This is a genomic window from Marinobacter excellens LAMA 842, assembly GCF_001574445.1.
Lineage (GTDB): Bacteria > Pseudomonadota > Gammaproteobacteria > Pseudomonadales > Oleiphilaceae > Marinobacter > Marinobacter shengliensis.
In genome coordinates this window covers 48,365-61,453 of sequence record NZ_LOCO01000013.1, presented here as the reverse complement: position 1 = coordinate 61,453, position 13,089 = coordinate 48,365, and the positions used below count along the sequence as shown (strand labels likewise).

Sequence of the window (13,089 nt, the reverse complement as noted above, 5' to 3'; positions counted from 1 at the left end):
GACCGGGGGCCCGCTCGAACATCGCGCGGGCCCCGAAAACGGCGCCGCAGCCACGCGCCGGTTGCAGCAACCCCCACCCGCCTTTAAACTGCGATGCTGTCGCGCTTTTCTGAACACTCCAAGGCCAATGGCCAGACACTTGTGGACCGGACCAGGAACTCATCACCGCCATGCCTGATTCCCTGCCCTCGGACTCCGTGGGCCTTGTAAGCCCCCAAACCATTCACTTTGACACGCCGATCGAACTGGCGTGCGGCCAGATCCTGGATAGTTACGACCTGGTGGTGGAGACCTACGGCACCCTGAATCCGGACGCCAGCAACGCGGTGCTGATTTGCCATGCACTCAGCGGCCATCACCATGCCGCGGGCTATCACAGCATGGAAGACAAGAAGCCTGGCTGGTGGGACAGCTGCATCGGCCCGGGCAAGCCCATCGATACCAATCGTTTTTTTGTGGTCAGCCTGAACAATCTGGGAGGCTGCCACGGCAGCACCGGCCCCAATTCCACCAACCCGGCAACCGGCAAACCCTATGGCCCGGACTTCCCGGTGATTACCGTTGCCGACTGGGTAAAAAGCCAGGCTTACCTGGCTGACCACCTGGGCATCGAACAATGGGCCGCGGTGGTCGGCGGCTCACTGGGTGGCATGCAGGCGTTGCAGTGGAGCCTGGATTACCCGGAACGGTTGCGTCACTCGGTGGTGATTGCGTCCACGCCCCGACTCAGTGCACAAAATATCGCCTTCAATGAAGTGGCTCGCCAGGCCATTACCTCCGACCGGGAGTTCCACGACGGCCGATACTATGATTTTGGCGCGGTGCCCCGCCGCGGCCTGATGCTCGCCCGTATGGTCGGCCACATCACCTACCTTTCCGACGCCTCCATGGGTGAGAAATTCGGCCGGGAGTTGCGGGAAGAGGCCTACAAGTTCGGGTTCGACGCCGAGTTCCAGGTAGAAAGTTACCTTCGTTACCAGGGCGAGCGTTTCTCAGAAAGCTTTGATGCCAACACCTACCTGCTGATGACCCGGGCCCTGGACTACTTCGATCCGGCTTATGCCGCCGGCGGGGATCTGGCCAAGGCTCTGGCACCGGCAAGCTGCGAGTACCTGGTGCTGTCGTTCAGCACCGACTGGCGCTTTTCGCCCGAACGCTCCGAAGAGATGGTGAACGCCATGATCTCTGCCCGCAAGAAGGTCAGCTACGCCGAAATCGATGCCCCCTGGGGCCATGACGCGTTCCTGATTCCAACCCCCAGGTACACCGATATTTTCACCGCCTATATGGACCGGGTGGCACGGGAGGTGGGCGCATGAGACCAGACCTGGAAATCATCCAGCAATGGGTCCAGCCAGGGCATCACGTACTGGACCTGGGTTGCGGCAATGGCACCCTGCTGGACTTTCTCCAGCGGGAGCGAGGCGCCACGGGGTTTGGCCTGGAGATCAACCCGGACCACATCACCACCTGTATGGCGAAAGGGGTGAGCGTAATCGAGCAGAACCTGGACACCCAGGGGCTGGACAATTTTGACGACGGCATGTTCGACGTGGTTCTGATGACCCAGGCCCTGCAAGCGGTGAGGCGACCAGACAAAGTGATCGAAGAGATGCTCCGGGTCGGCCGAGAGGGCATCGTCACCTTCCCCAATTTTGCCCATTGGCGCCTGCGCTGGGGACTGGCTCTGAGTGGCCGTATGCCCGAATCCGACGCACTACCGTATAAATGGTATAACACCCCCAACATACGGCTATGCACCTTCAAGGATTTTGAAGCCTTGTGCCGTCAGAAAGGCATTCGCATCAAGAGCCGCCGGGTGGTAGACGGTCAGCACCAGAACAGCTGGCTGGCCAGGCTCTGGCCGAACCTGTTGGGGGAAATTGCCATCTATCGAATCACGCGGGAGAACCCATGATGATGACTCGTTCAATAACTCGCCTACTGACCCTGACCCTGGGACTGCTGTTATTCGCTCAGGCGCAGGCCGGCCAGGAAGACTTCGGTGACTATCAGGTGCACTGGAGCGTTTTCCCAAGCACCTTCCTTGACCCGGAAGTAGCCAGGGCCAACAACCTGCAACGCAGCCGGGGCATTGGCATCATCAACATTTCCATTATGACCGAAGGCGAACATGGCCAGATCCGGCCGGTTGGCGGGCAGGTGCAGGGCCAGGTTACCAATGACATCCAGCAGGTGAATTTCCTGGCCTTCCGTCGTATTCAGGAGGGTGATGCAGTCTATTTCATCGCCCAGTACCAGTACCGTTCCGGCGACCTGATGACGTTCAACATCACGGCCCGGCCCACTGGCCACAACCGGGATCTGCCAGTTCGTTTCTCCCATACCCTGTTCAATGACTGACACAATGAGCCAGAAATTTGTCATCGCCAGCAATAACAAAGGCAAGATTGCCGAACTGACAGAACTGCTCAGCCCCCTGGGGTTGCAGCCGGTTGCCCAGGGCGAACTGGGCGTGAGCGAGGCCGAAGAACCGGCGGTCACCTTCGTTGAAAACGCCATCCTCAAAGCCCGCCATGCAGCCCGGGAAACCGGGCTGCCGGCCCTGGCAGACGATAGCGGCCTGGCTGTGGATGCCCTCAATGGCGAGCCCGGCGTGCGCTCGGCGCGGTACGCCGGCGACGCCGCTTCCGACGCTGACAACGTGGCGGCACTTCTGGATGCCTTGAAGGACGTTCCCGCCCCACAACGCACTGCCCAGTTCCATTGTGTTCTGGTGTATCTTCGACATGCCGACGACCCCACGCCAATCATCTGCCATGGCCGCTGGCCGGGGCAGATCCTGACCGAGCCCCGGGGTGACGGCGGTTTCGGTTATGACCCTGTATTCCTGGCGCCGGAGTTCAACTGCAGCGCCGCAGAACTGACCCGGGCACAGAAGGGCAAGATCAGCCATCGGGGCCGGGCCCTGGCCAGCCTGCTGGAACAACTCCAGGCGGAGCGGTAAACCGATGACCGCCACCCCGGTTGCGGTCTGCCCGCCACTGAGCCTGTACATCCACGTGCCCTGGTGCGTGCGTAAATGCCCCTACTGTGACTTCAATTCACATGCCATCAAGGGGGAAATTCCGGAAACGGCCTATCTGAACGCCATTCTGGAAGATCTGGATCAGGACCTGTTCTATATCCTGGGGCGCCCTATCAAAACCGTCTTTATCGGCGGCGGCACTCCTTCCCTGATGAGCGGCGCCTTCTATGAACAGCTGTTCGACGGGCTCCGCCAACGCCTGGCGTTTTCGACCGATGCGGAAATTACCCTGGAAGCCAATCCCGGCACGCTGGAAGCGGGCCGCTTCGAAAGCTTCCGTGCAGCCGGCATCAACCGGCTGTCCATCGGGGTACAGAGTTTTCACCCGGAGCACCTGCAATCCCTGGGCCGCATCCACGATCAGGCCATGGCCCACCGGGCCATCGAATCCGCCCGGGCTGCCGGGTTCAACAATTTCAACATCGATCTGATGCACGGCCTGCCGGGGCAAACTCCGGAACAGGCGGTCAGCGACCTGCACGCCGCACTGGCCCACCGGCCAACCCACCTGTCCTGGTATCAACTCACCATTGAGCCGAACACCGAATTCTTCTCGCGACCACCGGCGTTGCCGGACGACGATCGGCTCTGGGACATTTATCAACAGGGGGCGACCCACCTTCGGTCAGCGGGCTTCGATGATTACGAGATCTCGGCCTGGAGCTTGCCTGGTCGGGAAAGCAGGCATAACCTGAATTACTGGAGCTTTGGCGACTATCTGGCGCTGGGTGCCGGCGCCCACGGCAAAGTCAGCCTGGCCGACGGCCGGATTCTGCGGTACTGGAAAACCCGGCAACCAGACGCCTACCTGCAAAGGATCGGCTCCCGCACCTCCGGTAGCGAAGAGCTGGCACCGGAGGACCGGCCGCTGGAGTTCATGATGAATGCGTTACGCCTGAAACGGGGCACATCGGAACAACTGTATCTTGAGCGTACAGGTTTACCCTTGTCGTCAGTTGCGGTACAACTTGAGCAATTACGCAAACAACATCTGCTGACCCCTGATCGCCTGCAGGCGACCGAGCAAGGACAGCGTTACCTGAATAGCCTGCTGGAGCACTTCCTCTGATGAATTCAGCTCAGCACACCGTGCCATCCGGGCCTCGCCCGATGAAACCGCCCATGAAGGTATCCATCGTGGTGGCGGTGGCGCTGTTCCTGGTTCTGATGGCCATCAACCAACCCCTGAAGACCGGCTCTGCCCCTCAGGGCATTGTCAGCTTCCAACTGGCAGGCACGGCGGACCAGGCCTACGCCATTATCCGCAGCTGGCGCGAGAACGGCCTGATCTGGGCAAAAGCGTCATTGTGGGTAGACTTTCTGTTTATCGTGGCTTACCTGGCCGCGCTGTTGCAGTTGACCAGACACTTCACCCGGGACAGGCCCGGCATCCGGGAGCGCAAGGTCGCGCGCTGGGTGCGCGCGCTGTTTATCACGGCAGGGCTGAGTGACGTGGCTGAGAACATTGTACTGCTGAACAACCTGAGCCCGCCCACAGACTCCATGAGCATGACCGCCACTATCCTCGCGTTGATCAAATTCACCGGGCTACTGCTCGGAGTGGCCGGACTTGTCATCATCCGGGCTGCCCGCCGGCATCCGCTGAGCCACTCCTGACACCATCCAGCCTCAATTGGTGCGATAGAACAACAAATCCCAGACTCCGTGGCCAAGATTTTCACCACGCTTTTCGAATTTGGTGATCGGACGGTCATCCGGGCGCGGTGAGTAGCCGCCCTGCTCCTGAGTATTGGCGAACCCTTCCGAATCGTTCATCACTTCCAGCATGTGCTCGGCGTAGTTTTCCCAGTCCGTCGCCAGGTGCAGAATGCCACCAACGCGGAGTTTGTGACGAATCCTCTGAACAAAGTCGTGCTGGATCAGGCGACGTTTGTGGTGCTTTTTCTTGTGCCAGGGGTCCGGAAAGAACACCATCACACGGTCAAGGCTGGCATCTGGTAAGCACAGGTCGATGACGTCATTGGCGTCGATATTGTAAACGCGCACGTTCTCAAGTCCGCGATCCTCCACCTCTTTGAGCAAGGCTCCAACACCGGGCAAGTGCACTTCCACACCGATAAAGTCCTGCTCGGGGGCCGCTTCCGCCATATCCGCCAGGGATTTCCCCATGCCAAACCCAATCTCCAGATTCAGCATGTTGTCCCGGCCAAACACTTCCCTCGGGTCGATCATGCCGTTGTCACGGGTCAGGCCGTACTTGGGCCAGCTGCGTTCATAGGCTTTTTTCTGACCCTCGGTCATCCGGCCCTGGCGCAAGACAAAACTGCGAACACCGCGGCGGGTGGTGATCGGGTTGTCGCCGGAGGCATCGTGCGTCTCATGCTGGTCAGTCATCTGTGGTCCTCAACCGTCAATGCGGATCTGATTTAGGGAACGTTACCCGCCAGTTTACCAGAGTAGACCGCCTCAAGCGGAGACAACCGAGCTTTGCCCCTGTTGACGGTCCAGTTGCCGGTAGCCGAGCGCTTCCATCAGATAGTTTCGGGTGACCGCTGGCTGGTCATCCAGGTCCGCCAGGGTGCGGGCCACTCGCAGAATCCGATGCAACGCCCGCGCAGACAACCCAAGTTTCTCCATGGCTCCGGACAGCAGTTTCTCGCTCTCCGCATTCAGATGGCTGGCCTCGTGCAACGCCTTGCCAGCAAGGGCCGCATTGAGCACGCCCCGTTCTGACTGCCTGGCCCGGGCCCGTAGCACCCGTTCCCGGACGCTGGCGCTGGACTCTCCGGTTTCACCGGCCCCCAACAACACGCCCCCGGCCTGCACCGGCACTTCAACGTGCAGGTCAAACCGGTCCAGCAACGGCCCGGATATCCGGGAGCGATAGCGCATGACCTGCTGCGGCGTACACTGACACTCCATGGTCGGATGCCCACTGTAGCCGCACGGGCAAGGGTTCATAGCAGCAACCACCTGGAATCGGGCAGGAAAAGTGACCTGCCGTGCAGCCCGACTGATGGAAATTTCACCGGTTTCCATAGGTTCCCGCAATACCTCCAACACGCGGCGCTGGAACTCTGGCAACTCGTCAAGAAACAGTACGCCTCGATGGGCCAGGGAGATTTCTCCGGGCCTTGGGCTGCTACCACCTCCCACCAGCGCCACCGCCGAAGCGGTATGGTGCGGGGAGCGGAATGGAGCCTGCCGCCAACCACCGGGCTTGAGGGGAAGGCCGGCGACCGAATGCACACTGGCCACCTCCATGGCCGCGGCGTCGTCCAGGGCTGGCAGTATGCCGGGCAGCCGGCTGGCCAGCATGCTTTTGCCGGTGCCTGGCGGGCCAAACAGCAGAAGATTGTGCCCGCCGGCAGCCGCCACTTCCAGGGCCCGTCGGGGAACCTGCTGGCCCCGGACGTCCGCGAGGTCCAGCCCCTCGTCCCGGGGCCCGGCTTCTGGCAGGGCTCGAGCTACCGGGGATATCCGGGCGCGACCAGACAAATGCTCACAGACGGTCAGGATGTGGCTGGCGGCAAACACGTCATCATCGCTGGCCAGCGCGGCCTCTTCAGCATTGTCCTGCGGAAGCAACAGCGCGCGACCGGCGCCTCTTGCCGCCAGTACCGCCGGCAATACGCCTTTCAGAGGCCGTAATGCGCCATCCAGGGACAACTCGCCAATGAACTCGAGGTCTTTGAGACTTTCGGCGGGAATCTGCCCGGAAGCGGCGAGGATGCCAAGGGCGATGGGCAGGTCGAAGCGTCCACCCTCTTTGGGCAGGTCTGCGGGGGCCAGGTTAATGGTAATTCGACGGGCGGGGAATTCGAACCCGGCGTTGATCAAGGCACTGCGAACCCGGTCTTTGCTCTCACGCACACCGGTTTCCGGCAATCCAACAATCGACAGGGCCGGCAGTCCGCCAGACAGATGCACTTCAACAGTCACTGCCGGTGCAGACACACCGATACTGGCACGGGAATGGACAATAGCAAGCATGGCAACCTTCCTTGGCAATCAGTTTCTTACAAGTCCCGGCCGCTGCATCCTGCGGGCCGGGCCAGACCGGTCATTATGAGGACAGTTTCTGCTCGAGTTCGGCAACCCGCTTCTCAAGCGCTTCCACTTTTTCACGGGTTCTCATCAATACCGCCTGCTGGGCATCGAACTCTTCGCGGGTGACCAGTTCCAGCTTCGACATGACCGTCATCACCGTTGCTCTGGCCTGGGCCTCAAAATCGTCTTTCGCAGCCCGAGCCATATCCGGAACGAACTGGCCAAACTGGCCCTGTAACTGAGCAAAAAAGTCCTGTGGCCCTTTCATAAATCACCTCTGAGAGTCTCTGTTTCCCGACGCGGCAAACGCCGTGGCTGAGTCGCTATCCGCTTTGGTGGGAGTGTATCACACCGCCGCCCCTGCCATACTGTGCCCTGTCCGCATTATAATGGCGGCGGATGGCTAACCCGGCCATGCTCTTTTTTGAGCCAAGGGCGGGCTCATCGCACCAAGCTGGTGCGCGTTATTGCGCCATTCTGGAACAGGATATAACCAACAAACTGATTTAAAACATTTTTTTTGCGTTGGCACACCCGATGCTAAAGCTCTCGTACGCAATCCGCACAATTGATGTGCGAGGTGGCAGCATCCCGAACTCAACAACCGGCCGCTGGCCCTCACTGTTGGGACGGCTTTACCAAGGAGAAAGCAATGAAACTTGTGACAGCGATCATCAAGCCTTTCAAATTGGATGATGTCCGTGAGGCACTATCCGAGATTGGCGTACAAGGCGTAACCGTCACTGAAGTCAAAGGCTTCGGTCGGCAAAAAGGCCACACAGAGCTCTACCGTGGCGCGGAATACGTGGTGGACTTCCTGCCCAAGGTCAAAGTGGAAATCGCCATTGGCGACAACCTGCTTGACCAGGTCATCGAAGCCATCACCAAGGCGGCCAATACCGGCAAAATCGGCGACGGCAAGATCTTCGTGACCGAACTGGCGCAAGCCATCCGGATTCGAACCGGCGAGACTGGCGAAGAAGCGGTCTGACAGCAGACTGACTCTGAAAAAAGCCAACGCAAAAAATTTATAACCTAAGAGCCTTGTGCGGAGGGCCTCCTATGGAAAGCACTGTTTTTGAAATACAGTACGCATTAGATACGTTTTACTTCCTCGTGTGTGGCGCATTGGTCATGTGGATGGCAGCAGGCTTTGCCATGCTCGAGTCCGGCCTGGTGCGCTCAAAGAACACCACTGAAATTCTGACCAAGAACGTCGCCCTGTACGCCGTTGCCTGCACCATGTACATGGTCTGCGGCTACGCGATCATGTACGGTGGCGGCACCTTCCTGAGCGGCATCACTGGCATGGGCGTTGAAGAAGGCTTCGAGTATGAGGCTGCAGCAACCTACGCGCCATCCGCTGACTTCTTCTTCCAGGTGGTCTTCGTTGCTACAGCCATGTCCATCGTATCCGGTGCCGTGGCCGAGCGCATGAAGCTCTGGGCATTCCTGATCTTCGCTGTGGTCATGACCGGTTTCATCTACCCGATGGAAGGCGCCTGGACCTGGGGCGAAGCTGACGTCTTCGGCATGTACAACCTGGGCGATCTTGGCTTCAGTGACTTTGCCGGCTCTGGCATCGTACACATGGCTGGCGCAGCTGCGGCCCTGGCTGGCGTCCTGCTGCTGGGCGCCCGTAAAGGCAAATACGGCCCGAACGGTGAGATCCGCGCCATTCCCGGCGCCAACCTGCCCCTGGCCACTCTGGGTACCTTCATCCTGTGGATGGGCTGGTTCGGCTTCAATGGTGGCTCGGTTCTGGCGACTGCTTCCGCAGAATCCGCTAACGACGTCGCCATTGTATTCATGAACACCAACGCCGCAGCGGCTGGTGGCGGTCTCGCAGCTCTGATCCTTGCCCGACTGATGTTTGGCAAAGCTGACCTGACCATGCTCCTGAACGGTGCACTGGCTGGTCTGGTGACCATCACTGCCGGCCCGGACACCCCCACTCCGCTGTTGGCAACCATCTTCGGTGCCTTCGGTGGCCTGCTGGTGGTGGTAAGCATTGTGACCCTGGACAAGCTGCGTATTGATGACCCCGTCGGTGCCATCTCTGTTCACGGCGTCTGCGGTCTGCTCGGCCTGCTGCTGGTGCCGGTTACCAACGGCGACGCCAGCTTCAGCGGCCAGATCATCGGCGCCATCACCATCTTTGTCTGGGTCTTCGTGACCAGCCTGATCGTGTGGAGCATTCTCAAGGCGGTCATGGGCATCCGGGTATCCGAAGAAGACGAATACGAGGGTGTGGATTACTCCGAGTGTGGCATGGAAGCCTATCCAGAGTTTGTCAGCGGCAAGCAGTAAGCCAGCCTGACAACCACGAAAAACAAGAAGGGCGCCAAACGGCGCCCTTCTTGTTTCTGTTCCTGGCGCTCCGTCACTAACAGACGCCCTGGAACAATTGGTCATCCGCGTGCCGCAGATACAACATCAATTCCATTTCCGCTTCGTGGACACTGTCAAACGGCCCCTGGATCGAGCCCTCGCGAGTCTGGAAAAACCACTGTCCGTTGACCAACGAGAACCGCTCACTACGAAACCAGTGACGATCCTGTTCACCTTTGCGCGTTTCCATAACAACTCCTTTCACTCCGAACACAGCACGATGATCAATAAATGACCACACTGTTTCAGCATAGCTCAGAGTGCGGAGCTGTCTAATTTTTGTCAGGCCTCTTCGGGACGCACCGCGTCTTCCAGCGCATCCACCATAAACTGAGGCATCGCCAGGGCTCCGTGGTGAATGCCGGCGTTGTAATAGCGGGTCACGAACGGGCGGTTGTTGGCGTCTTCCTCACGGAAATACTTCAGCGGGTTATCCTTGCTACCCATGGTGCAGCTCCACCACCCGGTCGGGTAGACAGGCTGAGGGAACGGCAAAGTCTGTACGTGGCCGAAGCCGGCCTTCTGCATATCGCTGTGGATGTCCTTGATGATGCTGTCCGTGTGCAACAGCGGCGATTCACTTTGCTGCACAATAATGCCGCCCTCCCGAAGCGCCGCCATGGCGTCCCGGTAGAAATCCAGGGCAAACAAGCCTTCGGCGGGGCCCACCGGGTCGGTACTGTCGATAATCAGCAGGTCGATGCTGTTGGGCTCAATATCCCGCATCCACTTGATACCGTCGCCAAAAAAGAAATTTGCCCGGGGGTCATTATTGGCCTCACACAACTCCGGAAAGTATTTTTCCGACATGCGGGTAACCCGCTCGTCGATTTCCACCTGCCAGGCCTCCTCGACACCGGGGTGCTTGAGCACTTCCTTCAGGGTTCCGCAATCTCCACCGCCCACTATCACCACTTTCTTCGGGTTCTTGTGAGTGAACAACGCAGGATGGGTCATCATCTCGTGGTACAGAAAGTTGTCACGGGTGGTCAGCATCACGCAACCGTCCAGCACCATCAGGTTGCCAAAGGTTTCCGTTTCATAGATTTCCAGCTTCTGGAACGGCGTCTGCTCTTCGTGCAGCTTGCGCTTGACCTGCAGGGAAAATGCCGTGCCCTGATCCTGGAATACCTCGGTAAACCAGCCTTCGTTCAATACCGTCATCTGTACCTCCCATTCATTGCGCCACCACGGGGTCGGGGCCTGTTCAAAGGGGCGTATTGTAGGGGGCCCACGGCCATAGCCAAAGTACTATTCCCCTTCGCCGCCACGTATTTTTCACATTTCAGGCCACTCGTGGCCCGGCAATCCTTTCGATCCGGCCTGTCAGGTCCTACAATGCAGCCTGACAACGGCCTGCGGGCCATTCCGGTTTCCTGACAGGATAGCAACAATGCCTGAAACCACAGCCTTACCTGCCCACAAGGTTTATAACATCGCTCACTGGAGTGATGGCTATATCGCAGTGACGCCTCAGGGTGAAGTCGAGATCTGCCCGGACCGGGGGCGGACCGCAGCCCGAATCAACCTTCCTGACCTGACCCGGTCTCTGGCCGAGTCCGGCGTTGCCCTGCCGGTGCTGATCCGTTTTACCGACATACTGCACGACCGGGTGAACAAGCTTTGCGGCGCCTTCAACAAGGTGACCGCTGAACAGGGCTACCAGGGCCGCTATACCGCGGTCTACCCGATCAAAGTGAACCAGCAGCGACGGGTTGTGGAAGAGCTGTTGGCGGCACAACCCGCCGCCTCGGCCGGACAGGTCGGGCTCGAAGCCGGTAGCAAGCCGGAATTGATGGCGGTATTGGCCCTTGCCCCCAAGGCGGGGTCAGTGATTGTCTGCAACGGCTATAAAGACCGTGAGTACATTCGCCTGGCCCTGATCGGCCAGAAGCTGGGCCACCGGGTGTTTATCGTGGTGGAGAAGCAATCGGAGCTGCCGCTGATACTGGAAGAGGCTGAGCGTCTTGAGGTATCACCGCTGATTGGAGTGCGGGCACGATTGGCCACCATTGGCAAAGGTAACTGGCAGAACACCGGCGGCGAAAAATCCAAGTTCGGGTTGTCCGCCAGCCAGGTTCTGGATGTGGTCAATACCCTTAAACAGGCCGGCGCTTTGGGTACCCTGCAGCTGCTGCACTTTCACCTGGGTTCACAAATTGCCAACATCCGCGATATCCAGACCGGCCTGAAGGAATGCGCCCGCTTCTACACGGAACTGCACCAGTTGGGCGCACCCGTCGGCACCGTGGATATCGGCGGCGGCCTGGGCGTGGACTACGAGGGCACCCGCTCCCGCAGCAGCTGCTCAATGAATTACAGCGTGTTTGAATACGCCTATAACGTGGTGCATGTGCTGCAAGCCGAATGCGATCGCCAAGGCATTCCCCACCCGGACCTGATCAGTGAATCCGGCCGGGCCCTGACAGCCCACCACTCGGTTCTGGTCACCAACGTGATTGATCGGGAATCTCCAGACCATCGGGAAGTCACTGAGCCTGAAGCAGACGCACCAGCACCACTGCATGACCTTTGGCGCGACCTTCTCAGCCTGCAGGATGATCACTCACCCCGGTCGCTGGCCGAGATTTACCACGATGTGCTGCATGCGATGAACGATGTCCACGCCCAGTTCGCCCATGGTCTGCTGTCACTCAGCGAGCGAGCCCAGGCCGAAACCCTCTACACCACCTGCTGCCGCCTGCTTCGGGTTCAGCTGGACAGTGGCAGTCGGGCGCACCGGGAAATCATCGACGAACTCAACGAAAAGCTCGCTGAAAAGCTCTTTGTTAACTTTTCCCTGTTCCAGTCCCTGCCGGATGTTTGGGGCATTGACCAGATCTTTCCGGTGATGCCGATCAATGGCCTGAACCGTCCGCTGAGCCGGCGCGCGGTGATTCAGGACATTACCTGTGATTCGGACGGCCGGATTGACCAGTACGTGGACGGCCAGGGCATCGAAACCACCCTGGCATTGCCGGAGGAAAAGGAGGGCGAGCCACTGCTGATGGGGTTCTTCATGACCGGCGCCTATCAGGAGATCCTGGGGGACATGCACAACCTGTTCGGGGATACCCACTCGGTGGATGTGCGCCTCAATGACCAGGGCGAGTACGACATCGGCACCCCCATCACCGGCGACACCGTCGCCAAGGTGCTGCGCTACGTCAACTTTGAGCCCGACAACCTTCTCAGGGCCTACCAGGACAAGTTTGCCGCCAGCAATCTGGACCAGCCAACACAGTCACGGTTGCTGGGCGAACTGAAAGCGGGGCTCGAAGGTTACACCTACCTGGAGGAGTAGCCTTCAATCGCCTTCCGTCTGGTGCAACCGGCGCCAGGCCGAAGGCGAAATACCCTCCCATTTGCGAAAGGCCCGGCCAAAATTGGACGGGTCGCTGTACCCCAGGTGGTCTGCAATATCGTCGATACTCAGGGGTGAGTATCGTCGCAACAAATCCAGGGCTCTCTGGTGGCGCACGGTTTCCTGAAGGAGCTGGAAGCGGGCGCCCTCTGCCGCCAACTGCCTCCGCAGGGTCCGGGCCGATACATGCAACTGCCCGGCGACATCCTCCAGGCTAAGCAGGCGGCCATCGCGAACCGATTCCAGCATCCGGACCACTCGCTCGGTCACCGAT

General features: G+C 59.5%; 15 protein-coding genes. 9 read left to right on the top strand and 6 right to left on the bottom strand.

The genetic code is table 11. The features are described from left to right. Nucleotides 1-170: 170 nt before the first annotated feature. The 6 genes from metX to J122_RS12090 are packed head-to-tail and all read left to right on the top strand — an operon-like array spanning nt 171 to nt 4,666. Entirely contained in the window at nt 171-1,319 is a 1,149-nt protein-coding gene (metX, locus tag J122_RS12115) for a homoserine O-succinyltransferase MetX (RefSeq protein ID WP_061332556.1), read from the top strand. Further along, nucleotides 1,316-1,918 carry a methionine biosynthesis protein MetW gene (metW, locus tag J122_RS12110; protein ID WP_061332555.1) on the top strand — a complete coding sequence of 201 codons (603 nt, stop codon included), beginning with the start codon at nt 1,316-1,318 and terminating at the stop codon, nt 1,916-1,918. The genes metX and metW overlap by 4 nt, the downstream gene beginning before the upstream one ends. Further along, nucleotides 1,918-2,364: a DUF4426 domain-containing protein gene (locus tag J122_RS12105; RefSeq protein ID WP_061332593.1), complete on the top strand. Its 447-nt coding sequence runs from the start codon at nt 1,918-1,920 to the stop codon at nt 2,362-2,364. The genes metW and J122_RS12105 overlap by 1 nt, the downstream gene beginning before the upstream one ends. Nucleotides 2,365-2,368: 4 nt before the next feature. Next, nucleotides 2,369-2,968, top strand: a complete 600-nt coding sequence (gene rdgB, locus J122_RS12100; RefSeq protein WP_061332554.1) for an RdgB/HAM1 family non-canonical purine NTP pyrophosphatase — start codon at nt 2,369-2,371, stop codon at nt 2,966-2,968. A gap of 4 nt (nt 2,969-2,972) precedes the next feature. Beyond that, nucleotides 2,973-4,118, top strand: coding sequence for a radical SAM family heme chaperone HemW (gene hemW, locus J122_RS12095; RefSeq protein ID WP_061332553.1), 1,146 nt, complete (start codon nt 2,973-2,975; stop codon nt 4,116-4,118). Then, the gene (locus tag J122_RS12090; protein ID WP_061332552.1) at nt 4,118-4,666 is read left to right on the top strand and encodes a hypothetical protein; all 549 of its coding nucleotides are present in this window, start codon (nt 4,118-4,120) and stop codon (nt 4,664-4,666) included. Before hemW ends, J122_RS12090 begins: the two co-directional genes overlap by 1 nt. A 12-nt stretch (nt 4,667-4,678) precedes the next feature. Here J122_RS12090 and trmB read toward each other — a convergent pair whose 3' ends face one another. The 3 genes from trmB to J122_RS12075 form a co-directional block, all read right to left on the bottom strand. Beyond that, nucleotides 4,679-5,404 carry a tRNA (guanosine(46)-N7)-methyltransferase TrmB gene (gene trmB, locus J122_RS12085; RefSeq protein ID WP_061332551.1) on the bottom strand — a complete coding sequence of 242 codons (726 nt, stop codon included), beginning with the start codon at nt 5,402-5,404 and terminating at the stop codon, nt 4,679-4,681. A 72-nt stretch (nt 5,405-5,476) separates the two neighbouring features. Beyond that, nucleotides 5,477-7,003 carry a YifB family Mg chelatase-like AAA ATPase gene (locus J122_RS12080; protein WP_061332550.1) on the bottom strand — a complete coding sequence of 509 codons (1,527 nt, stop codon included), beginning with the start codon at nt 7,001-7,003 and terminating at the stop codon, nt 5,477-5,479. A 73-nt stretch (nt 7,004-7,076) separates the two neighbouring features. Beyond that, nucleotides 7,077-7,328: an accessory factor UbiK family protein gene (locus J122_RS12075; protein WP_061332549.1), complete on the bottom strand. Its 252-nt coding sequence runs from the start codon at nt 7,326-7,328 to the stop codon at nt 7,077-7,079. Between the two features lie 384 nt (nt 7,329-7,712). On the opposite strand from J122_RS12075, the gene glnK reads away from it, so the two are divergent. Next, nucleotides 7,713-8,051, top strand: coding sequence for a P-II family nitrogen regulator (gene glnK / locus J122_RS12070; RefSeq protein WP_058091350.1), 339 nt, complete (start codon nt 7,713-7,715; stop codon nt 8,049-8,051). A 71-nt stretch (nt 8,052-8,122) separates the two neighbouring features. Next, nucleotides 8,123-9,370: an ammonium transporter gene (locus tag J122_RS12065; RefSeq protein WP_061332548.1), complete on the top strand. Its 1,248-nt coding sequence runs from the start codon at nt 8,123-8,125 to the stop codon at nt 9,368-9,370. 76 nt (nt 9,371-9,446) lie between these two features. Here the strand turns inward: J122_RS12065 and J122_RS12060 are convergent, their stop codons facing one another. Both J122_RS12060 and speE read right to left on the bottom strand, forming a co-directional pair. Continuing rightward, nucleotides 9,447-9,641 (bottom strand): DUF6316 family protein, encoded by a 195-nt coding sequence (locus J122_RS12060; protein ID WP_061332547.1) that lies wholly within the window; start codon nt 9,639-9,641, stop codon nt 9,447-9,449. Between the two features lie 92 nt (nt 9,642-9,733). Further along, on the bottom strand, nt 9,734-10,615 hold the full coding sequence (speE, locus tag J122_RS12055) for a polyamine aminopropyltransferase (protein ID WP_061332546.1): 882 nt from the start codon (nt 10,613-10,615) through the stop codon (nt 9,734-9,736). A 229-nt stretch (nt 10,616-10,844) separates the two neighbouring features. Here speE and speA point away from each other — a divergent pair, with 229 nt between their 5' ends. Further along, nucleotides 10,845-12,755 carry a biosynthetic arginine decarboxylase gene (gene speA, locus J122_RS12050; RefSeq protein WP_061332545.1) on the top strand — a complete coding sequence of 637 codons (1,911 nt, stop codon included), beginning with the start codon at nt 10,845-10,847 and terminating at the stop codon, nt 12,753-12,755. 3 nt (nt 12,756-12,758) lie between these two features. Here speA and J122_RS12045 read toward each other — a convergent pair. Further along, nucleotides 12,759-13,089 (bottom strand): helix-turn-helix transcriptional regulator (locus J122_RS12045; protein ID WP_156471755.1); only part of this gene is annotated, 331 nt, incomplete at its 5' end.